General features: G+C 70.8%; 18 protein-coding genes and 1 riboswitch. Of the genes, 10 read left to right on the top strand and 8 right to left on the bottom strand.

The window, feature by feature from the left end; genetic code table 11:
* Positions 1 to 128: 128 nt before the first annotated feature.
* Together ABD169_RS13305 and ABD169_RS13300 are read right to left on the bottom strand one after the other, a co-directional pair.
* Positions 129 to 1,568: an APC family permease gene (locus ABD169_RS13305; RefSeq protein ID WP_046456259.1), complete on the bottom strand. Its 1,440-nt coding sequence runs from the start codon at positions 1,566 to 1,568 to the stop codon at positions 129 to 131.
* A gap of 44 nt (positions 1,569 to 1,612) precedes the next feature.
* Positions 1,613 to 3,244 (bottom strand): amidohydrolase, encoded by a 1,632-nt coding sequence (locus ABD169_RS13300; protein WP_344032961.1) that lies wholly within the window; start codon positions 3,242 to 3,244, stop codon positions 1,613 to 1,615.
* Positions 3,245 to 3,438: 194 nt separating this feature from the next.
* Here ABD169_RS13300 and ABD169_RS13295 point away from each other — a divergent pair, with 194 nt between their 5' ends.
* Positions 3,439 to 4,161 carry a TetR/AcrR family transcriptional regulator gene (locus ABD169_RS13295; RefSeq protein WP_344032959.1) on the top strand — a complete coding sequence of 241 codons (723 nt, stop codon included), beginning with the start codon at positions 3,439 to 3,441 and terminating at the stop codon, positions 4,159 to 4,161.
* Positions 4,162 to 4,167: 6 nt separating this feature from the next.
* On the opposite strand, the gene purU is transcribed toward ABD169_RS13295, so the two are convergent.
* On the bottom strand, positions 4,168 to 5,052 hold the full coding sequence (gene purU / locus ABD169_RS13290) for a formyltetrahydrofolate deformylase (protein ID WP_084821177.1): 885 nt from the start codon (positions 5,050 to 5,052) through the stop codon (positions 4,168 to 4,170).
* 103 nt (positions 5,053 to 5,155) lie between these two features.
* A riboswitch (ZMP/ZTP riboswitch) is annotated at positions 5,156 to 5,241 on the top strand.
* 53 nt (positions 5,242 to 5,294) lie between these two features.
* Here purU and glyA point away from each other — a divergent pair.
* The 6 genes from glyA (at position 5,295) to ABD169_RS13260 (ending at position 10,079) form a co-directional block, all read left to right on the top strand.
* A complete protein-coding gene (gene glyA, locus ABD169_RS13285) occupies positions 5,295 to 6,578 on the top strand; it encodes a serine hydroxymethyltransferase (protein WP_046456261.1) in 1,284 nt (427 codons plus the stop codon).
* A 3-nt stretch (positions 6,579 to 6,581) separates the two neighbouring features.
* Positions 6,582 to 7,469 (top strand): bifunctional methylenetetrahydrofolate dehydrogenase/methenyltetrahydrofolate cyclohydrolase, encoded by an 888-nt coding sequence (locus ABD169_RS13280; RefSeq protein WP_099723978.1) that lies wholly within the window; start codon positions 6,582 to 6,584, stop codon positions 7,467 to 7,469.
* Between the two features lie 40 nt (positions 7,470 to 7,509).
* On the top strand, positions 7,510 to 7,632 hold the full coding sequence (locus ABD169_RS13275; protein WP_255350870.1) for a hypothetical protein: 123 nt from the start codon (positions 7,510 to 7,512) through the stop codon (positions 7,630 to 7,632).
* 181 nt (positions 7,633 to 7,813) lie between these two features.
* Positions 7,814 to 8,518, top strand: a complete 705-nt coding sequence (locus ABD169_RS13270; RefSeq protein ID WP_344032954.1) for a VTT domain-containing protein — start codon at positions 7,814 to 7,816, stop codon at positions 8,516 to 8,518.
* A gap of 137 nt (positions 8,519 to 8,655) precedes the next feature.
* Entirely contained in the window at positions 8,656 to 9,000 is a 345-nt protein-coding gene (locus ABD169_RS13265; protein WP_344032953.1) for an ArsR/SmtB family transcription factor, read from the top strand.
* Positions 9,001 to 9,083: 83 nt separating this feature from the next.
* Positions 9,084 to 10,079, top strand: a complete 996-nt coding sequence (locus ABD169_RS13260) for an SRPBCC family protein (protein ID WP_344032952.1) — start codon at positions 9,084 to 9,086, stop codon at positions 10,077 to 10,079.
* A gap of 63 nt (positions 10,080 to 10,142) precedes the next feature.
* Here the strand turns inward: ABD169_RS13260 and ABD169_RS13255 are convergent, their stop codons facing one another.
* The 5 genes from ABD169_RS13255 to ABD169_RS13235 all read right to left on the bottom strand — a co-directional run bounded on the left by ABD169_RS13255 (position 10,143) and on the right by ABD169_RS13235 (position 15,981).
* The gene (locus ABD169_RS13255; protein ID WP_344032951.1) at positions 10,143 to 11,381 is read right to left on the bottom strand and encodes a cation:proton antiporter; all 1,239 of its coding nucleotides are present in this window, start codon (positions 11,379 to 11,381) and stop codon (positions 10,143 to 10,145) included.
* A gap of 13 nt (positions 11,382 to 11,394) precedes the next feature.
* Positions 11,395 to 12,564 carry a low temperature requirement protein A gene (locus ABD169_RS13250; RefSeq protein ID WP_344032949.1) on the bottom strand — a complete coding sequence of 390 codons (1,170 nt, stop codon included), beginning with the start codon at positions 12,562 to 12,564 and terminating at the stop codon, positions 11,395 to 11,397.
* 1 nt (position 12,565) lies between these two features.
* Positions 12,566 to 13,135 (bottom strand): HhH-GPD-type base excision DNA repair protein, encoded by a 570-nt coding sequence (locus ABD169_RS13245; protein WP_046456266.1) that lies wholly within the window; start codon positions 13,133 to 13,135, stop codon positions 12,566 to 12,568.
* Positions 13,136 to 13,199: 64 nt separating this feature from the next.
* A complete protein-coding gene (locus tag ABD169_RS13240; RefSeq protein WP_344032946.1) occupies positions 13,200 to 14,462 on the bottom strand; it encodes an MFS transporter in 1,263 nt (420 codons plus the stop codon).
* 37 nt (positions 14,463 to 14,499) lie between these two features.
* Complete coding sequence (locus tag ABD169_RS13235; RefSeq protein ID WP_344032943.1) at positions 14,500 to 15,981, bottom strand: MFS transporter; 1,482 nt, start codon at positions 15,979 to 15,981, stop codon at positions 14,500 to 14,502.
* Between the two features lie 173 nt (positions 15,982 to 16,154).
* Here ABD169_RS13235 and ABD169_RS13230 point away from each other — a divergent pair, with 173 nt between their 5' ends.
* From ABD169_RS13230 to ABD169_RS13220, 3 genes are all read left to right on the top strand, one after another.
* A complete protein-coding gene (locus ABD169_RS13230; protein WP_344032941.1) occupies positions 16,155 to 17,429 on the top strand; it encodes a thioester domain-containing protein in 1,275 nt (424 codons plus the stop codon).
* Positions 17,430 to 17,700: 271 nt separating this feature from the next.
* Positions 17,701 to 20,073 (top strand): ATP-binding protein, encoded by a 2,373-nt coding sequence (locus tag ABD169_RS13225; protein WP_344032939.1) that lies wholly within the window; start codon positions 17,701 to 17,703, stop codon positions 20,071 to 20,073.
* Positions 20,070 to 20,780: a response regulator transcription factor gene (locus tag ABD169_RS13220; RefSeq protein ID WP_344032937.1), complete on the top strand. Its 711-nt coding sequence runs from the start codon at positions 20,070 to 20,072 to the stop codon at positions 20,778 to 20,780. Before ABD169_RS13225 ends, ABD169_RS13220 begins: the two co-directional genes overlap by 4 nt.
* Positions 20,781 to 20,967 lie beyond the last annotated feature (187 nt).

The raw sequence follows: 20,967 nt of genomic DNA, 5'->3' as shown, positions 1-20,967 counted from the left end.
ATCCCGTCATCCTGCGCGACGGAGGAGTCGCAGGATCCTGCGACTCGCAAGCTCGCGCAGGATGACGGAGGTGCGACTCGCGCAGGATGACGGAGGTGCGACTCGCGCAGGATGACGAGACTTACCGACTAGCGGTTCGGCTCCAGCGGGAACTCGTCGCCGAGCTGGTCGATCTGCTCGGTGGTCGGCTCGCCCTCCGAGAAGTCCATCTTCGGCACGGGCTTGCGGAAGCCGCCGGTCACGATCGCGATGATGATGACGCCGACCACGAGCCAGATCGCGCCCACGAGCCAGGTGAGGGCCTGCAGCGAGGTCCACAGCCAGATGGTCAGCACGAAGCCGATCACGGGCATCACGAGGTAGCGAATCCACTTCCAGAATCCGAACTGCTCGCGGCGGCCGCCCTTCGGGAACACGTAGGTGCGGATCACCGAGAGGTTCACGAGGGCGAACGCGGCCAGCGCACCGAAGCTGATCATGAAGGCGACGGTGTCGAGCGACAGGAACAGTGCCGAGAGCGCGAAGATCGAGACCACGCACGCGGCGACGATCGGGGTGCCGAAGCGGCGGTGCAGTCGCGCGAGCGGCTTCGGCAGCATGCCGTCGCGGCCCATCGCGTAGAGGATGCGCGAGACGGAGACCTGGCCGGTCATGCCGGAGCCGAACGCGCCGACCACGTAGATCGCGACGAAGAACGCGGTGAACCAGCTCACTCCGAAGCTGTCCATGACCGTGGTGCCGGCGGCGTCGATCTGCTCCTTGTTCAGGGTCGACCAGTCCGGGTTGAAGGCGAGCGCCCCCGACCACGAGACGAGGATGAAGAAGAAGCCGCCGACCAGGGTCGAGAGCAGGATCGCGCGCGGGATGTCCTTGCGGGGGCGCTTCGCCTCCTCCGACAGGGTCGAGACCGCGTCGAAGCCGAGGAACGAGAGCGCGAGCACCGCGGCGCCGGACGCGATGGCGCCGATGCCGCCCTCACCGAAGGTGAAGGGATCGATGAGTCCGACCGACTGGTCGCCACCCAGGTACTCCTTGAACGCGAGCGCCATGAACACGACCACGAGCACCACCGACAGCGCGATGATCACGAAGTTCACCTTGTTGACGAGGTTGATGCCCAGGATGTTGAACAGCAGCACGAGCAGCAGCGACGCGAGGGTGAAGACCCACACCGGGACCGCGGGGAACTGCGTGTTCAGGTAGATGCCGATGAGCATGAAGTTGATCATCGGGATGAAGAGGTAGTCGAGCAGCATGACCCAGCCGGTGAGAAAGCCGATGGCCCCGCCGAAGGACTGCTGAGTGTAGGTGTACGCGGATCCCGCGACCGGGTAGCGGCGCACCATGGCGCCGTAGCTCGCCGCGGTGAAGAGCATGGTGACGACGGCGACCACGTAGGCCGCGGGCAGGTGGCCGTCGGTCACCTGGTTCACGATGCCGTAGGTGGTGAACACCGTGATGACCGTCATGTAGGTCACGCCGAAGAGCGTGAGGCCGGTCAGGCCGAGGGCGCGCTTGAGGTGCGGGCCGCCCGTTGTGCTGGTGGACACGGTTGCTGGATCGGACACGGGTTTTCTCCTTTGAAAAGGTCCGGAAGGGGTGCCTGGGCGCCCTAGGAGGATGATCCCACGAAGGTCGCGCGACCCGCGAGCCACGTGCCGCGGATCGTGATCTCGGGGATCCGGTTCGGGTCGACCGCGAGCGGGTTCTCCGATAGCCAGACGAGGTCGGCGGTCATGCCGACGTCGAGGGTGCCGCGGTCGGTCGCGAGCGCCTGACGGGCGATCCCGCGGGTGTAGGCGGCGTACGCCTCCCCGGCGGAGACGCGCTCCTCGGGCAGCCACGATTCTGCGTCGGGTTCGAGGTGGCTGTGCCGGGTGATCGCGGTCGAGATCGCGGGGCGCCAGTCCTTCGTGGTGACGGGCCAGTCGCTGCCGAACGAGACGGTCGCGCCGCCGCGCAGCACCGAGCCGATGAGGTACTGCCAGCCCTCGCGGTCGTGCCCGATGTGCGGGATCGTGAGCGACTCCATCACGGCGTCGCACTGCGCCCAGTAGGGCTCGAAGTTCGCGATGATCCCGATCGCGGCGAAGCGCTCGGCGTCGCCGGGGGCGAGCATCGCGACGTGCGCGATCACGTGATGCCGTTCGCGCGCCGGATCCTGTGCCTGCGCGGCCTCGAGCGCGTCGAGCGCCGATCGCACCGCGGCGTCGCCGATCGCGTGCAGGTGCAGCTGGAACCCGAGCGCGTCGAACGCGGCGGTGGCCGCCCGCAGCTCGGCCTCGTCCCAGTTGGGCAGGCCGCGGTCGTCGGGGCGGTCGGCGTAGGGGTCGGTCAGCGCCGCCGTGTGGTTCTCGATCACGCCGTCGACGAAGACCTTGATCGTCTCGGCGCTCAGCCGCGGGTGCGCGAGTGCGCGGATCTCGTCGCGGACCGCGGCGAACTCGTCGAGCTGCTCGCGCCAGTGCATCGGGTCGGCGCGCAGCGCCAGGTTGACCCGGGTGTGCAGGCGATCCTCGCGCACCGCGGCGCGGTAGGTCTCGACGTCTCCCGCGTCGACCCAGGCGTCCTGGATCCACGTAGTGCCCTGCTCGGCGTAAGAACGGGTCGCGGCCTCGATCGCGTCGACCCGGGCCTCGAGCGAGAACCCGGGCACCACGTTCGCGAGGAAGTCGTTGGCCGCCGCCTCCTGCAGGGTGCCGAGCGGGCTGCCGTCCTCGCGGCGCACGATGCGGCCGAGGTGCGGATCCGGAGTGTCGGCGGTGATGCCGCCGGCCGCGAGGGCCGCGGTGTTCACCCAGGCGGTGTGGTAATCCCACGCGCGCAGCACGGTCGGGGTGTCGCCCGTGACCTCGTCGAGCCAGCGGGCGTCGAAGCGGCCGCCGGGGGCGAAGGTGGCGTCGTAGCTCGCGCCGACGATCCATTCGGCCTCGGGATTTTCGGCCTTCCACTCGGCGACGGCGCGGAGGATCCCGTCGAGATCGCTCGCCGCGCGCACGGCCGGCCCGGCCGCTTCGAGGCCGCCGAGCACGGGGTGGGCGTGCCCGTCGCCGAGCGCGGGAGCCAGGGTGCCGCCGGCGAGGTCGACGACCTCGGTGCCGGACTCCTGAGCGAGCGTGCGCGCTTCGGCTCCGTGGGCGATCACGCGGCCGTCGCGCACGGCGAGCGCGTCGCTCGTCTCGGCCGGTCCGGTCGCGGGCGCCGGGTCGATGATCACGGTGCCACCGGTGAAAACGGTCGTCATCTGCTGCGTCCTTGCTGCTGAGGGGTGATCCGGCCGCTCGCGGTGCACGCGCGGTGCGGGCCGCGAGCGGAAGTGCCAAAATGAACAGGGTTCGTTTGTGCGCTGGGCAAGAGAATAGTACGAATGCCGTGCGGATGCGAATGAGTTTTGCGATCCGGCTCGACCAGGGCCAGGATGAACCCGGGGAGGCGAAGATGACGACGACCGCGGACGAGGGCGACCGCGCCGGCACCGGTGGCGGCACCGGGCCTTCGCGCCGTCGCGCGGGTCGTCCCGCGCAGGGGATCCTCTCGCGCCGGCTCATCTTCGAGACCGCGCTGCGCCTCGTGGATCGCGGCGGAGCGGAGGCCGCCGGGATCCGGGCGGTCGCAAAGGAGCTCGGCGTGCAGCCCTCCGCGCTCTACAACCACGTCGACGGGTATCCCGACCTGGTCGCCGGGATGCGCGAGCTCATCAGCGACCGGATCCCGCTCGACATGTTCGATCGCAGCCCGTGGGACGAGGCGCTCGTCGAGTGGTCGGGACACTACCGCGACACGTTCGCGGCGCATCCGTCGACCGTCGCGCTGCTCGCCGTGCTGCCGCTCGCCGAGGAGTCCTCGACGACGCTCATGTACGACGGGGTGATCCGTGCGCTCGTGCGGGCCGGTTGGCCCGAGGAGCGGGTGTTGGTCCTGCTCGTCGCGCTCGAATCGTTCATCCTGGGATCCGCGCTCGACCTCGGTGCCGACGAGCAGATGCTCGATCCCGGCCCCCGTGAGGACGTGCCGGTCTTCACCTCGGTCTACCGGGCCCGTGCCGCGATGCTCGCCGCGAAGCGGCAGAGCACGGCCGACGCCTCCTTCGAGTTCGGCCTGCGGGCCATGCTCACCGGCTTCCGCGCGGAGTTCGAGTCGCTGCGAGGCGACGGCGCCTGATCCCGCCTAGCGGAAGATGATGGTGCGGTCGCCGTCGGCGAGGATCCGGTTCTCGGCGAACCACGTCACCGCGCGGCGCAGCGTGCGCGCCTCGCCGTCCTGGCCGAGCTGCATGAGCTCCTGCGGGGAGTACGCGTGATCGACGCGGGTGACATCCTGCTCGATGATCGGGCCCTCGTCGAGATCGGTCGTCACGAAGTGCGCGGTCGCGCCGATCAGCTTCACGCCGCGCTGGTGCGCCTGACGGTAGGGGTTCGCGCCCTTGAAACCAGGCAGGAACGAGTGGTGGATGTTGATCGCACGGCCCGCGAGCGCCTCGCATAGCTCGGGCGACAGAATCTGCATGTAGCGGGCGAGCACGACGAGCTCGATGTCCTGCTCCTCGACGACCTCGAGCACGCGGCGCTCGAACGCCGCCTTGTCGTCGGCGCCGGCGACCGGGCGGTGCTCGAACGGCACCCCGTAGAAATCGGCGATGTCGCGCACGGTCTCGTGGTTCGACAGGATCAGCGGCACCTCGATGGGCAGCTGGCCGCCGCGCTGGCGGTAGAGCAGATCGTTGACGCAGTGGGTCGCGGTCGACGCGAGGATCAGGGTGCGCACGGGGCGCCCGACCACGTCGAGGCGCCAGGTCATGTGGTAGCGCTCGGTCACGGGCGCGAGCGCCTGCTCGAAGCGCGCCTCGAAGGTCTCGGGCTGGGCCACGGCCTCCACCTGCAGGCGCATGAAGAAGCGACCGGTGTCGTGGCTCGCGAACTGCTGGCTCTCGGCGATATTGCCGCCCGCCGCGACGATCGCGCCGCTGATCGCGTGCACGATCCCCGGTCCGTCGATGCAGCTGAGGGTGAGCACCCACTGGGTGCCGGAGGAGTCCGTCGCGATCGTGTTCACGGGGTCCAAGAGTACTGGATCCGCGAACCCGCCCGCGGGCCGCGCTCCACCGGTGACCGCGTGTGACCGGCGGCGTTCCGTTCCGAGCCCGGATTGCTACACTGTCGAACGTCGTGACTGGCGTGCAGATGGGACACCATCGGGAAACGACACCCCCTCTCGGAACGGCCGCTCGCCTGGGTCGAAAAACCGAACCGATGTCTTCCGCGCGCGCGGAACGAGAACACCGAGGAGTACACCGGATGTCGAACCAGTCAGCCTTCTTCAACGAGCCGCTCGAGGTCGTCGACCCCGAGATCGCGGAGGTCCTGAAGAACGAGCTCGGCCGCCAGCGCGGCACGCTCGAGATGATCGCGAGCGAGAACTTCGTTCCCCGCGCGGTGCTCGAGTCCCAGGGCTCCGTGCTCACCAACAAGTACGCCGAGGGTTACCCGGGCCGCCGCTACTACGGCGGCTGCGAGTTCGTCGACGTCGCCGAGGAGCTCGCGCGCGAGCGCGCCAAGAGCCTGTTCGGTGCGAAGTACGCGAACGTGCAGCCCCACTCGGGCGCATCGGCCAACGCCGCAGTGCTGTCGGCCATCGCCGAGCCGGGCGACACGATCCTCGGCCTCGAGCTGTCCCACGGCGGACACCTCACCCACGGCATGAAGCTCAACTTCTCGGGCAAGCTCTACAACGTCGTGCACTACGGCGTCGACCCCGAGACGTTCCTCATCGACATGGACGTCGTGCGCGAGAAGGCGCTCGAGCACAAGCCCAAGGTCATCATCGCCGGCTGGTCGGCGTATCCCCGCACCCTCGACTTCGCGAAGTTCCGCGAGATCGCGGACGAGGTCGGCGCGACCCTCTGGGTCGACATGGCCCACTTCGCGGGCCTCGTCGCCGCGGGCCTCTACCCGAGCCCGGTGCCGCACGCGCACGTCGTGTCGTCGACCGTGCACAAGACCATCGGCGGTCCCCGCTCCGGCTTCATTCTCACGAACGACCTCGAGCTCTTCAAGAAGCTCAACTCGAACGTGTTCCCCGGCCAGCAGGGCGGCCCGCTCATGCATGTGATCGCCGCGAAGGCGACCGCGTTCAAGCTCGCGGCGACCGATGAGTTCAAGGAGCGCCAGGTGCGCACGCTCTCGGGCGCGAAGCTCGTGGCGGACGCGCTCACCAGCGAGGCCTCGAAGGCCGCGGGCGTCGACGTGCTCACCGGCGGCACCGACGTGCACCTCGTGCTCGCCGACCTGCGCAACTCGGAGCTCGACGGCCAGCAGGCGGAGGACGCGCTGCACGCCGTCGGCATCACCGTCAACCGCAACGCGGTGCCCTTCGACCCGCGCCCGCCGATGGTCACGAGCGGCCTCCGCATCGGCACCCCGGCCCTCGCGACCCGCGGCTTCGGCGACGTTGAGTTCGCCGAGGTGGCCGACATCATCGCCCTCACCCTGCAGCAGACGGGCGACGTCGAGGCGCTCAAGGCGCGCGTGACGGCGCTCGCCGACGCGTTCCCGCTGTACCCCGGCCTCGAGGAGTGGTGATCCTTGACCGCTGAGAAGCTCGACGGGACCGCCGCTGCGGCTTCGATCAAGCAGGAGCTCGCGGGGCGCGTCGCAGCGCTCCGCGAGCGCGGCGTCACCCCCGGTCTCGCCACCGTGCTGGTCGGCGAGGATCCCGGCTCGAAGTGGTACGTCGCGGGCAAGCACCGCGACTGCGCCGAGGTCGGCATCGCGTCGATCCAGCGCGAACTGCCCGACACGGTCACGCAGGAGGAGCTGGAGGCGGTGCTCGACGAGCTCAACGCCGACCCGGCCTGCACCGGCTACATCGTGCAGCTGCCGCTGCCGAAGCACATCGACACCGACCGGATCCTCGAGAAGATCGACCCGGATAAGGACGCCGACGGGCTGCACCCGACCAACCTCGGGCGCCTCGTGCTGAACGCCAACACCGAGATCACCTCGCCGCTGCCGTGCACGCCGCGCGGCGTGATCGAGCTGGTCGAGCGCAACGGCCTGTCGTGGGCGGGCAAGAACGTCGTGGTCGTGGGCCGCGGCGTGACCGTCGGCCGTCCGATCGGGCCGCTGCTCACCCGCCGCGAGTTCAACGCGACCGTCACGCTCACGCACACGGGCACGGCGGACCTGGGCGCCGAGCTGCGCCGCGCCGACGTGATCGTCGCGGCCGCGGGCGTCGAGGGCATCGTGCGCGCCGAGGACGTCAAGCCGGGCGCGATCGTGCTCGACGTGGGCGTCTCGCGCAAGGTCGATCCCGAGACCGGCAAGAGCCGCGTCGTCGGCGACGTCGACCCGGCCGTGGCCGAGGTCGCTGCCTGGATCTCGCCGAACCCCGGCGGCGTGGGCCCCATGACCCGCGCCCTGCTGCTGAAGAACGTGGTCGAGATGGCGGAACGCGCGGCCGACGCCGCCTGATCCGTTCGCTCGCGACACCACACCGACCGAGGAGAATCACATGTGCTCACCCGTGCGCTGCGCCGACTGCGGCAAGACCACCTGGGCCGGGTGCGGCCTGCACATCGAGGAGGCGCTGGAGGGCGTGGCCCAGGCCGACCGCTGCTCCTGCCCTCGCGACTGAGTCCCTGATCCGGTGCCGAAGCGCCGCGGGTCCGTTCCGACGGGCCCGCGGCGCTTCGTCGTACCCGGGGCGGACGTGCCAGCCGGGTGCCAGGCCGGTGCCAGAACCGCAGTGCATACTGGACTGCGGTGCCGAGATCCCGGTCGCCAGCCCACCCCCGTGAACTGAAAGTCGGACCCCGGTGCTCCACTCCGCGCTCGCCTCGCTCGCAGGCTTCCTCACGCCGGCCCTGCTCGGCATCGACTGGCTCGATCCCGAGGCCCTGCTGAAGGCGGGCGGCTGGGTCGCGCTGGTGCTCGCGTGCGCGTTCGTGTTCCTCGAGACCGGCGTGCTCGTACTCGCGTTCCTGCCGGGCGACTCCCTGCTGTTCACGGTCGGGCTGTTCACCGCGACGGGCATCATCGACGTGCCCATCTGGATCACCTGCATCCTCCTCTTCATCTTCGCGTTCGCCGGCGACCAGGTCGGATTCATGATCGGGCGCAAGCTGGGTCCGGCCGTGTTCAGCCGCGAGAAGAGCAAGCTCTTCAACCCCGAGAACGTGCAGCGGACGCACGCCTTCTTCGAGAAGCACGGCCCGAAGGCGATCATCATCGCCCGCTTCCTGCCGGTGTTCCGCGCCTTCGTCCCGGCGGCCGCCGGCGTCGGCAAGATGGAGTACCGACACTTCGTCGCGTACAACGCGATCGGAGCCCTGCTCTGGGGCGTCGGCGTCACGCTGATCGGCTTCTTCCTCGGCCAGATCCCGTTCGTGCACCAGTACTCCGAGGTGTTCATCATCGTGCTCGTGCTGCTGCCGGGCATCCCGATCCTCATCGAGGCGATCCGCGCCTTCAACTCGTGGCGCCGCAAGCGCCGCTCGCCCGAGGGCGCGTCCGCCGAGTAGGCCGCCGCCACCTTCATCGAGGTGCCCCGTGTCGGGGATGCGGAATCCCATACCCCCGACACGGGGCACCTCGACGTCGGAAGACGTCTCACCCAGGGGGTTGACGCGCGCGCATTCGCGTCGTAATGTACAACCAAATGGTTGTACAAGAACTCTCCGACGCGCAGATCGACCGGATCTTCCGGGCGCTCGCCGACGCCACGCGACGCGACATCGTCCGCCGCACGCTCACCGGCGAGGCCTCGGTGTCCGAGCTCGCCCGCGACTACGACATGAGCTTCGCCGCAGTGCAGAAGCACGTGGCCGTGCTCGAGGCCGCCGATCTCGTCGCGAAGATCCCCAGAGGAAGGGAGCGCATCATCCGAGGCAACCCCGAGACCATCCGACGGGCCCAGGAACTGCTGGGCTATTTCGAGCAGCTGTGGCGCGGGCGCATCGATCGACTCGACGCGCTCCTCGCAGAGGATCCGCCCGGGCACTGATCCCGCGGCGGGCCCGAGCCGAACGACGCGACTCACGAACCGCACGAACACCCCGAACACCTCGATCCGAAAGGCTCAGCATCATGCCGGTCACCGCATTCATCACCGATCCCGAGGCGCTGACGATCACCGTCGTCGCCGACTTCACCGTCCCGGTGCGCAGGCTCTGGGACGCCTACGCCGACCCGCGCCAGATCGAGCGCTTCTGGGGTCCGCCGGAGTTCCCGGCGACCTTCCGTCGGCACGACTTCGCGCCGGGCGGGCTGAGCCTGTACCGACTGACGAGCCCCGAGGGCGAGTCGCACGGCGGCTACTGGAAGTGGGTCTCGGTCGACGAAGGCCGCTCGTTCGAGGTGCGCGACGGCTTCGCGCTCGAGGACGGCACCCCGAACACCGAGATGCCCGACATGCGCATGGTGTTCGAGTTCCAGCAGACGGCCCTCGGGTCCCGCCTCACCACGACCAGCTACTTCGACTCGCTCGAATCGCTCGAGCAGCTGCAGGCGATGGGCATGGAGCAGGGCACCCGCTCGGCGATGGGCCAGATCGACGCGGTGGTCGAGGACCTCGCGTCCTACGCCGCGGATCTGCCGACGCAGTTGCAACTGGTCGGCGACACCCAGGCGCGCGTCTCGCGCGTGATCCGCGGCACCGCGGATCAGGTGTGGCGAGCCCACCATGAGGCCGAGCTGATGCGTCGCTGGATGCTCGGCCCCGACGGCTGGGAGATGCCGGTCTGCGAGGTCGCGAGCGAGCCGGGCCAGCGGTACCGCCAGGAGTGGCGCAACCTCGAGAGCGGCGAGAGCTTCGGCTTCACCGGCGAGTTCGTCGAGGGCGAGCGTCCGGTGCGGGCCGTGACCACCGAGGCCATGGTGACGCCCCAGGATCCCGAGGGCGCGCAGAGCCCCGTGACTCGCAACGAGCTGACGCTCACCCCGGTCGAGGGCGGCACGCTGCTCACGCTGCTCATCACCTACCCCGACACCGCGACCCGCGAGATGATCCTCGCGACCGGCATGGTCGACGGCATGGAGACGAGCTACCTGCGGCTCGAGCGCGAGGCGCTCACGGCGGTCTGACCCGCCGGCTGAACCGTTCGCCCCGGCCCCGCGCATCGACGCGGGTCCGGGGCGAACGCGCGTCTACTCGTGCGCGGGGGCCAGCAGTTCGGGATCCGCGCCGGGATCCTGCTCGGGATCCGCGCCGGGCCCGGTGCCCGGCCGCCCGCGACCGATGAGCGCGATCACCGGGAACAGGAACACCGTGAGCATCGCCGCGCCGACCATCGCGGCGGCGGTTCCGGCGTCGAGCACGCCGGTCTTGGTGCCGATCCCCGTGACCGCGATCACGAGCGGCAGCGTGGTCGCGGTGAAGAACGCGCTGCTGCGTCGGTCGGCCGCGGAGGATCCCGGATCGACCGTCCACAGCGCGGGCAGTCCGCGCACGAGCAGCATCGCGACGAGGAACACCGGGATCAGGAGCAGCGCGCGCTGATCCCGCAGCAGCGAGGCGAGCGGGAACGAGACGCCGGTCGCGACGAAGAAGATCGGTACGAAGAATCCGAAGGCGATCGATTCGAGCTTCGCCTCGACGACCTCCAGGTGCTCGGGATCCCCGCCGCGCAGCACGACGCGGGCGAGCAGGCCGGCGGTGAACGCGCCGAGCAGGAAGTCGACGCCGAGCAGCAGGGCGAGCACGACGAGCACCGCGAGGATCGCGATCACGAGCCGCACCGCGAATTGACCGCTCGTGCGGAGCGTCGCCGAGACCACCCGGTGCAGCCAGGCGCGGCTGCCGCGCGACGCGAGGCGGAATGCGAGCCCCGCGACGCCCGCGAAGACCAGCAGGGTGAGCAGGCCGGCGACGGGCTGTCGGCCGCTGAAGAAGATCGAGATCGCGACGAGGGGCGCGAACTCGCCGATGGCTCCCGCCGAGGAGAGCGCCGATCCGAGCGGGGTGCGCAGGATCCCCGAATCGCGCAGCATGGGCATGATGGTGCCGAGCGCGGTGCCGGTCAGCGCGATCCCGATGAGCAGCGCGGCGCCGGGCTCCGGCGCGATGAGGAAGCCCGCGCCGAGCGCGAGGACGGCCGAGACGCCCCACCCGGCGAGGGCGCGCTTGCCGCGACGACCGAGCAGGGAGGCCGGCTCGATCTCGTTCCCGGCCATGAAGAAGAGCATCGCGAGACCGAGCTGCGAGAGCGCGTCCAGCAGCGGACCGTCGGCCACCCAGCCGAGGCCGCTCGGGCCGACGAGCATGCCGAGCGCGACCTCGAAGACGACGAGCGGGACGACGAGCGCGCGCGACACGAGGCGCGCGAGCAGCGGCGCGACCACCGCGATGAGCGGGACGACGAGCAGCGTGACGGGAGCGTTCTCCATGGGACTCCCTGGCTCAGTGCGAGACGCGGTGGCGCTCGACGAGCACCACGAGTCCGGCCATGACGAGAGCGGCGAAGATGATCGCGCCGGGCAGGAACGCGCAGGCGGCGATCACGAATGCGCCGACGGGGACGATGATGCGCGTGACGCCCTCGAGGTTGTGCCGGAGGATCAGGAACCAGACGCCCAGCACGAAGATGCCGACCGGGATCGTGAGGGTCGCGGCCGCGGCGACGGGGCTGAGGTCGCTCGTGTCCATCTGGGACGAGAGCAGCACCGTGATGCCGGCGGAGAACGCGCCGGCTGCGGCGAACACGGCGTAGTGCCCGTAGCCGAAGGGGAGCGCGGTGCGGATCTCGTCGAGGCGCTCGGTGACCTCGGTGGCGAAGTAGAGCCACCACATGCCGGCGGCGAGCACGAGCCCCGCGAAGCCGGTGATGACGAGCTGGCCGAGGTGGTGGGAGTTGTCCGCCGCGCTCACGACGGCCGAGGTCGACGCGAGCACGGACTCACCGAGCACGATCAGGGTGAAGGAGCCGTAGCGGTCGGCGATGTGCGCGGAGTGCCACGGGGTCTTGCGTGCCGATTCGGCCCACACGGGTACCGCGAGTTCGCAGGCGACGAGCACCAGGAACACCGGGATCTGTAGGCTCGGCGAGATCCAGGGGAAGCCGATCCAGAGGATCTGGCAGATCACCACGCCGACGGCGTAGCGCAGCGCCGTGCGGCGCAGCTCGGGGTGGCTGCGCGAGGCGCGCAGCCACTGCGTGACGAGTGCGAGGCGCATGATCACGTAGCCGAGGATCAGGATCCGGTAGTCGCCGTGCGACATGGCCGACTTGATGCCGGTCGCGAGCACGAGCACGCCCGCCATCTGGGTGAGCGTGAGTATGCGGTAGAACCAGTCGTCGACGTCGAAGGCGCTGGCGAACCACGTGAAGTTCATCCACGCCCACCAGATGCCGAAGAAGGTCAGCACGTAGGCGAGCACGCCCGACCAGAGGTGCCCTTCGGCCTCGAGCTCGTGCAGCTGCGCCGAGCTGAACGATACGGCGACCACGAAGATGAGGTCGAAGAACAGCTCCAGCGGGCTCGCGGCGCGGAACACCTGCGTCGGATCCCGCGGCCGCATGCGGGTGAGGCCGAAGGATCCCCGCTCGGCGGTGGGAGATTCGCCGCTCACATCAGGCCTTCTTGGCGGCGGCCTTGGCGGCGCGCTTCGCCTCGCGCACGCGCGCGAGGGTCTCGGGGGAGACGATGTCGGCGACGCTGCGCATCGACCCCTCCTCGCCGTAGGGCGCCGACGCTTCGCGCCAGCCCGCACCGTCGAAACCGCACTGCTTGCCGAGCAGCGCGAGGAAGATCCGCGCCTTCTGCTCGCCGAAGCCGGGCAGCGACTTGAGACGCTTCAGCACGGTCGCGCCGTCGGGATCGCCCTCGGTCCAGAGGGTCTCGGCGCGACCGCCCCAGTCGTCGACCAGGACCCGGCAGAGCGTCTGCACGCGTCCCGCCATGGACCCGGGGAAGCGGTGCACCGCGGGGGACTCCCGGAACGCCTCGAGCACCGTGTCGGGGTCGGCTCCCGCGAGGGCGGCGGCATCGATGGATCCGAGCCGCTGCTTGATCTTGAGCGGGCCCGAGAAGGCGACCTCCATGGCGACCTGCTGGTCGAGCAGCATGCCGATGAGGAGCGCCGTCGGCTCGTCGCTGAGCAGGGTGTCGGCTGCGGGATCGTCGGTGAGGTGGATGGTCATGGGAACAGTGTGGCACCGGATCCCCGCGCCGACCAGCGCCGCGACCCCCGCGCGGGCGACGCGTTCACCGCACCGAGCGCACCTTGGCGACCGCGAGCGCGCCCGCGAACGCGAACACTCCCGCCATGAGGAACAGGCCCGTGAAGCCCGCGACGAACACCATGAGTGCGCCGAGCAGGGGAGCCGCCGCCTGCGGCACCGCGGTCGCGATGTTCATGATCCCGAGGTCCTTGCCGCGGGTCTCGGGGTCGGGCAGCACCTGCGTGGCGAGCGCCTGGTCGACGGCGAGGAAGCAGCCGTAGCCGAGGCCGAGCAGCCCGGCCGCCACGAGCGTCGTCGCGAACGTCGGCACGAAGGCGAGGAGCAGTGCCGCGACCGCCTGCAGCGTCGACGAGAGGAAGACGAACGACTTGCGCCGTCCCAGCGCGTCGGAGAGCCGGCCGAGGGTGAGCGCGGCGATGATCACGAACACCATGTACACGAGCACCGCGATCACGAGGTCGTCCTCGGCATTCTTATCGCCGAGCCCGAACTCCAGGAAGTAGAGCAGCAGGCTCGTGCCGAACGCGTTTCCGAAGTTCACGAGCACCCGGCTGAGCAGCGTCCACCCGAAATCGGGGTACTGCCGCGGACTGATCCAGAGCGAATCGAGCATGCCGCGCAGGGTCCAGGGCTCCCGCTGATCCGGCCGCAGCACGGCGTCGGGGCGCAGCAGGAACGGCACCACCAGCACGAGCAGCAGGATCGCGACCACCGCGTACCCGAGGAACGTGCCGAGCGACAGCATGGTCACGAGCAGGATCCCCGCGATGATGCCGATCGCCTGCGGAGCCGAGAGCCACCCCGACACGGTGCCGCGCTGACCGACGGGCACCTGGTCGCTGATGGTGGCGGTGAGCGCCGCGGTCAGCACGCAGAAGCCGATGATCGCCAGCGACCAGAACACCCCGATCCCGACGAGGGTGTGCTGCGTACCGAGCAGCAGGAGCGAGAGCGCGAACAGCAGCGCCCCGGCGGCGATCCACGGGCGGCGCCGACCGAAGCGGCTCGTCGTCCGATCCGAGAGGGCACCGGTGACGGGGAACGCGACGATCGCGCACAGCGCCGAGATGCCCGAGATCACCCCGAAGGCGAGCACGTTCTGCACCCAGTCGGTCGTGCGCAGCTCCGCCTGAATCTGCGCCGGCAGCAGCAGCTGCACGGGGGTCAGCTGCGCCATCCACACCCCGAACCAGGCGAGCGCGAACGCGGCCACCCATCCGCCGCTCACCCGACGGGTGGGCTCGGCGAAGACATCGACGGTCGTCCGATTCGAAGAAGAGGCCACGGGCTGCTCCTGCACATCATTGGGCGGAGCCGCGCGGCTACGCTGGCGACAGCGTACTCCCCGAACGCAGCGAACGGGTCGCTCGCAACGCCGTGCCCACCCCGATGAGCGCGAGCACGGCGACTCCGGCACCCATCACCGCGGCGGAGGTCGCGGCCGCGCTCGCCGCAGTCGCGGCGGGGGCAGCGGTTCCGAGGACGGATCCGAGCGAGACGAGCACGCCGATGAGTGCCGAGAACACGGCGTTCGCGATGAGCTGGGCCGTGCTCACGCCGGCGGCGGCCTTCGCGCTCTCCTCGGGCGAGGCTGCACTGCGCAGCGCGGCGACGCTGAGGTGCGGGAACGCGAGGCCGATGCCGGATCCTGCGAGGACGAGTGCCGCAGCCCACCCCCAGACCGTGCCGGCGCTCGCGCCGGCGAGCTGCAGCAGTGCGTAACCGCCGAAGCCGAGCACCATGAGCACGGGACCGAGCACCATGGCTCGGCGGCGGCCCCGATCCGATTCGATGCTCACGCTGAAGATCTGGACGAAGCTCCAGCCGACCGAGACGGTCGCGCCGAGGAGGCCCGCGGGCAGTTCCGGCAGGGCCGCGATCTCCTGCCCAAATCGGGGCAGGTACACCTCGAGCATCGCGCCCGCGCTTGCGATGCCGAGGGTGAGGTAGATCCACTTCAGCGGATTGCCCCGGCGGTAGGTGATTGCCGGCAGCACCGAGGACGACGCGCGTCGGTCGAGCAGCACGAATCCGAGGATCAGGGCGGTGCCCGCGAGGATCGCGACGGCGGTCGCGGGGCCGGGCGGCACGATCGAGGCGACGCTGAAGGCGGCTGCCGCGAGTACGAGCGCGACGAGCGGGGCGACGGGGAATCGGCCGCTCGGGTGCGCGGGCCCGCGGCCGGCGGGCAGGGCGCGCAGCGCGAGCGCGCCGAGGAGGAACGAGACGGCGGCGAGCAGCGCGAACGCCCAGCGCCAGATCCCGAGCTGCGCGAAGAGCCCGCCGAGCGCGGGACCGATGAGCGTTCCGACGCCCCACATCGCCGAGATGAGTCCGGTCGCGCGGGTCCAGAGGTGCTCGGGCAGCGCCTGCCGGATCACGGCGTAGCCGAGACCGGCGAGGAGCCCGCCGCCGAGTCCCTGGGCGACGCGCATCGCGAGGAAGAACTCCATGTTCGGTGCGAGGGCGGCGCCGAGCGTTCCTGCGCCGAACACCGCGAACGCGAGGAGGTAGCCACGTGCGGCGCCGAAGCGACCGAGCAGGCGCGTCACGAGCATCGATGCGAGCACGGAGGCGATGAGGAACGCGGTGACGACCCAGGCGAAGTACTCGGATCCGCCGACCTCGGCGATCGTCGAGGGGAGCAGCGCGGCGGTGAGGAAGGTGTTCATCGCGTACATCGCGACGCCGCCGGCGAGCACGAGGGCGGCTGCGAGGTGGGCTCCGCTGAAGAGCTCGCGCCAGCTGCCGCTGGAGCTGATTCGGGGTTCGGCGATCGGGATCGTGCGGGAGGGAGTGGCCATGGGGACCACGGTAAAACCTCAAGTGAAGTTGAGGTCAAGTCCGAGGCGGAGAATGCAACCCGCGGGCGCGTCCCCCGTTCGGGGGTCATTCGCCTCCGAGCCGATGCGATCGGCGCCGTCCCCGATTAGTTTCATCAGCGACCTCGGCTGTTGCACGGAATCGGAGACCACTCATGGCACGCGGAACACTCTCGTCCCCCGCGCGGGGAAAGCGTCGTTGGGCGGTCGCCCTGCTCGCTGCCGCCGCGCTGCTCGCCCCGGCCCTCGCGAGCCCGGCGGCCGCGGAAGCGGATCCTGCGGCAGCGGCGAACACCCCGGTGTGGGTCGGCGGAAAGCAGGGATACGGCGGCACCGGCGTCTTCCCGATCTACTCCAGCACGCCGGAGGATCCCGCGAACCCGGGCGACCCCGATTTCTGGGCCTACTGCATCGAGCACGACGTGCACGCGAAGACCCGGACTCCGGCGATCATCGGTGACGCTGCGAGCTACCTCGGCAGCAACCACTTCTCCGACCCGGTCGTGCGGGGGCGCGTGCTCTGGGTGCTGGCCCACGGATACCCGGCGCTGAGCCTCGCCGACTTCGGCGCTGCGGCGGGCACGCCCGGCATCTCGCGCAACGACGCGATCGAGGCGATGCAGTACGCGATCTGGCGCTACACCGACCTCGACTTCGACGCTGACTGGGCTTGGGAGAGCGAGGACTCGAAGAACGCCTACTGGTACCTCGTGAACGGCGCGAACGCGAGCGCTGGGGTGACCCCCGCCGACTTCGCCGGGACCGTCTCAGTGACCGGGCCGACCGGCTCGGCGAAGCCCGGCGAGCTCGTGGGTCCCTTCACGGTCCACACCGACCGGGCGCCCGCTCAGGTGACGGTGGATCCCGCTCTCGCGCTGACCGACGCCGCCGGCAACGCCATCGACGCGAACGCGGTGACCGACGGGCAGCAGATCTACCTGGATCTGCGTGCTTCGACCACCTCGGGTTCGGCGACCCTGACGGCGTCCATCGCCGGCTCCGGATTCACCGGAAGCGTGATCTCGGTGCCGAACACGGCGGACGGGACCCCGAACTCCGAGGATCATGCGCAGTCGCTCGTGCTGGTCGCCGGTTCCGGCACCCGCACGTCCGCCTCGGCGACCGCCCAGTGGATCGCGTCCTCGACGCCGACCACCACCCCCGGTCCGACGACCACACCGACCCCCACGGTGCCGACGACCCCGACGACTCCCGCGACGCCGACGCCCTCGACCGGGCCGACTCCGTCGCAGCCCACGACCCCGACCGCGGGCGGAACGACCGCCCCGAAGCCGGTGGCGTCGGGCAGCGATGACCTCGCGGTCACCGGCGCTCTGATCCCGCCGGCACTGATCGCAGGGCTGGGACTGTTCGCCGTGCTGGGCGGCGGCGCCCTGCTGCTGGCGCTGCGCCGGCGCGCGGACGCCTAGAACTCCGGTGGATCGGCGCGGGCCCACGTCCGCGCCGATCCACCGGATCGATCGCCGGGACCGTCCCCGAGACGGGACCGGCGGCGACTCGGCCGTGTCAGGCACCCCCTCTGCGCAGCACGGCCATGAACGGTCGACCGATCCGGCACCCGCCGGAGCGGTCGACCGTTCATCTCTTCGGGAGCGCCGTGCTCCCGGAACGAAGCCCCGCTGCGGTACTGTCCAAGCGGGGCACTGGTGCGCGTGGGGACGCGCCGATGCAGGGGGATACATGGTGGTTCGCGCGCTGCGGTCGGTGATCGACGACCTGTTCGACGATCACGCCGCGCTCACCGATGGCGATGGGTGGGCCATGCGCTCGGTGCTGCGCGCGATCCGACGCGTGGCATTGCTCGTCGCGGCCGGCTGGCAGGTGGTGATGCTGCTGGCGTCGTTCGCCTCGCTGGGGGGTTCGGCCTGGCCGCTCGCACTGGCGCAGCTCATGCTCGGCGGCCTCGCGCTGCTCGGACTCCGGCGGCGGATCCCGACCCCGGTGATCCCGCTCGGCATGCTGGGCATCGGGCTCTGGAGCTATCTCGCCAGCGGGGATCTGGGTTCCACCCTCGTGTTCGCCGCCTGCTGGGAGATCGACTTCGCGAGCTGCCTCATCGGCCTGCTCGTGCTGCGGCGGATCTCGATGGCACTCGTGATGGGGCCGGCGGTCGTGATCTCCGCGACGCTGTTCGTCGCGCTCCCCGAGTGGGGCGTGCAGTTGCCGGTCGCGATCATCGTGACCCAGGCGTCCATCATCCTCGCGATCCGGGCGGGGCTGCCCTGGTTGCTGCGGATCGCCGCCGACGCCGATGTCGCCGCGGGGAGCGCCGAGGCCGCGGGGCTGCGTGGGGAGACCGCCCGCAGGGTGGGCGCTCGCCTCGCCGAGGAGTCCCGGACCCTGCACGACACCGCGATCAACACGCTCGGCGCGATCGCGAACGGCGGCGCCGGTGTGGCGGATCCCGCGCGGGTCCGGGCGCAGTGCGCGAGGGACGTCGAGCTGCTGCGCGTGCTGCGCGGCGAGCAGCGGGCGGCGGCGCACGACGGCCTGCGGGCCGTGTTCGCGCATGTCGGACTCCCGGTGACCCGCAGCGGGCTCGGCGATGAGGAGCTCGCTCGAATGGACCGGGTGCTCGGGGAGGACCGATCCCTTGCGGTGGCGGCGTGCGTGCGCGAGGCCACGACCAACGCGGTCAAGCACTCGGGTGCGGACTCGGTCGGGATCGAGTTCACCGCGACCGATGACGAGCTGCGCGTGGTCGTGCGCGACGCCGGGCGCGGGTTCGCGGGGTCCGCACCGCAGGGTCGGGGCATCGACTCCTCGATCCTCGCCCGGGCGCGCGCCGCGGGATTCGCGGCGGAGGTCACGAGCCGCGAGGGGAGCGGCACCTCGGTCGAGCTGCGCGTGCCGCTCGGTGCCGCAGGGGCGGTGCAGACCGGGAGTGCCGGATCCGACGGATCCGCCGATGGCCCCGGCGGCCTGGCCGATTGGGACGGCGGGGGCGTGCGTGCGTCCGTCGCCTCGCTGCACGCCCGAGCGGGAAACCTGTGGGCGCTCGGCGTGACCGCCGTCAGCGTTGCGCTGACCCTCGGCGGCGGTACGAACCGCTTCTTCGCCCTCTATCCGATGCTCGGCATCATGGTGCTCGCCTGGGCGGTGTCGCGCGCTCCGCGGCTCCGCCGCTCCCGTTGGCTGCTGAGCGGCACGCTCATCGTCTGCACCTGCGCCGTGTTCTTCCTGTCGGCGGCCGCGACCGCGTTCGGAGCCGAGGGCGCGGTCAACTGGCAGGCGCTGGCACCGACCGGGGCCTTCGTGCTCCTGCTCTCCCTCGGCGGCCGCGCGGCGCCGCTGATCGGTGCGGCCGCGTGGATCCTGCTCGCCGCGACCATCGCGGTGCTCGTGTGGCCGGTGTCGCCGACGGCGGGGCAGATCACGATCGTCGCCGCGGCCGTCGGGCTCGGGTTCACGATCGTCTGGACGATCTTCCGGGCCTGGGTCACGCGCCTGGCAGAGGAGGCGGACCGCTCGCGGCAGCTGGCGTTCGAAGCGAACCTCCGGACCGAGCTCGAAGCCGCGGCCCAGGACAGCTACCGGCGCTGGGTGGACGCGGGACTCGAGTCGGCGGTCGAACTGCTGCGCGCCGTCGCCGAGGGGGATCGCGATGCCGCGGAGCCCGGGATCCGCCGCGCCTGCGGGGCCGAGGAGCGCTACCTGCGGCAACTCGTGCAGCTCAGCCCGGAACTCGTGCACCTGAGCCGCGCGCTCGTGCCGGCACTGCGCACCGCGCGCGAGCGGGAGGTGGACTTCTCGCTCCGGCTGGGCGGCTTCGACACCGGCGACGAGGCCGATGCGCGCGACATCGCCGACACGGTGCTCCACGGGCTCGCCGCGCTGCCGCAGGGAGCCGCGCTCACGGTGTCGATCTTCCCCGTGGGCGAGGCGTTGCAGCTGACGATGCTCGGGCCGAGCCTCGTCCCGCCGGGATCGTCGGGAGCTCCCGGGGCCCGGGAGCGGGCCGGGGCCCGGTACGAGCGGCTCGGATCCCTCGACCTGGTGGAACTGACCTATGCCCGCGACGCGGTCGCGGCCGGAACGACGGAGGACTCATGAGTCGGAAGGATCCCGCGGTGTGCCGCGTCGCGATCGTCGAGGACCACGCGCTGCAGCGGGCCCGCACCGAAGAGCTGCTCGGCCGGGACGGCGAATTCGAGGTGGTGTTCAGCGGCACGACCGCGCCGGACTTCGTGGCCTGGGCCCGATCCGTGCCCCGCGAGCGGCGCCCCCACCTGCTGGTGCTCGACCTGATGGTGGATCGGGAGCCGAGCGTCGACGTCGAACTCGTCGCGTCCCTGCTCGCCGCAGGCCTGCGGATCGTCGTGCTGTCGGCGCTCGCCTCGCCGCCGCTCGTACGCGGCATCGTGCGCGCCGGAGTCTCGGGCATCGTCGGCAAGCGCGACAGCGAAGCCGACATTCTCACCGCGATCCGGGCCGTGCTGCGCGGCGACGAGTGGATGACGCCCGAGCTGGCGTCGGTGATCGCCGGCGACCCCGAACGGCCGAGCCTCAGCGTGCAGGAGGAACGCGCCCTCGTGCTCTACGCCTCGGGACTCACGGTCGACCAGGTGGGCGAGGCCATGAACATCGGGCGGGAGACCGCAAAGCAGTACCTCGACCGAGTACGCAAGAAGTACGCGTCGGTCGGCATCACCGTAAGGTCGAAGCTCGACTTCGGCCGCATCGCCTGGGTCGAGGGCTACCTCGAACCGGGGTTCCCGGCCGCGGGTCCAGCCGGGGTCGATGGATCAGTTTCGGAATGAGGGAACCCGGCGATGGGCTCGTCGGGAAGGCGGGAGATCGCGCACCGCGAGCTCCGCTCCGCCAATATCAGTACCGCCCCGCTCAGCGCCTTTCGGCCAGCTACGACGCGATGTGGGTGCTGGCGTTCAGGTTGGCTGTGCCGATGGAGAAGCTGCAGCGCCGGGACCGGCACTGGTGTATGCGCCG

The sequence above is a fragment of the Leucobacter iarius genome (assembly GCF_039530105.1).
In the GTDB taxonomy this organism is placed as follows: domain Bacteria; phylum Actinomycetota; class Actinomycetes; order Actinomycetales; family Microbacteriaceae; genus Leucobacter; species Leucobacter iarius.
The sequence above is the reverse complement of the archived record's forward strand: the minus strand, read 5'-3'. Positions and strand labels throughout refer to the sequence as shown.

Excerpts from the sequence above, each read along its gene's own strand:
- ABD169_RS13220 (WP_344032937.1), top strand. The coding sequence starts at position 20,070 with ATGAGTCGGAAGGATCCCGCGGTGTGCCGCGTCGCGATCGTCGAGGAC.
- ABD169_RS13265 (WP_344032953.1), top strand. The coding sequence starts at position 8,656 with ATGGTTGTACAAGAACTCTCCGACGCGCAGATCGACCGGATCTTCCGG.
- ABD169_RS13300 (WP_344032961.1), bottom strand. The coding sequence starts at position 3,244 with ATGACGACCGTTTTCACCGGTGGCACCGTGATCATCGACCCGGCGCCC.
- ABD169_RS13255 (WP_344032951.1), bottom strand. The coding sequence starts at position 11,381 with ATGGAGAACGCTCCCGTCACGCTGCTCGTCGTCCCGCTCATCGCGGTG.
- ABD169_RS13245 (WP_046456266.1), bottom strand. The coding sequence starts at position 13,135 with ATGACCATCCACCTCACCGACGATCCCGCAGCCGACACCCTGCTCAGC.
- ABD169_RS13235 (WP_344032943.1), bottom strand. The coding sequence starts at position 15,981 with ATGGCCACTCCCTCCCGCACGATCCCGATCGCCGAACCCCGAATCAGC.
- ABD169_RS13275 (WP_255350870.1), top strand. The coding sequence starts at position 7,510 with ATGTGCTCACCCGTGCGCTGCGCCGACTGCGGCAAGACCACCTGGGCC.
- ABD169_RS13230 (WP_344032941.1), top strand. The coding sequence starts at position 16,155 with ATGGCACGCGGAACACTCTCGTCCCCCGCGCGGGGAAAGCGTCGTTGG.
- glyA (WP_046456261.1), top strand. The coding sequence starts at position 5,295 with ATGTCGAACCAGTCAGCCTTCTTCAACGAGCCGCTCGAGGTCGTCGAC.
- ABD169_RS13295 (WP_344032959.1), top strand. The coding sequence starts at position 3,439 with ATGACGACGACCGCGGACGAGGGCGACCGCGCCGGCACCGGTGGCGGC.
- ABD169_RS13260 (WP_344032952.1), top strand. The coding sequence starts at position 9,084 with ATGCCGGTCACCGCATTCATCACCGATCCCGAGGCGCTGACGATCACC.
- ABD169_RS13225 (WP_344032939.1), top strand. The coding sequence starts at position 17,701 with ATGGTGGTTCGCGCGCTGCGGTCGGTGATCGACGACCTGTTCGACGAT.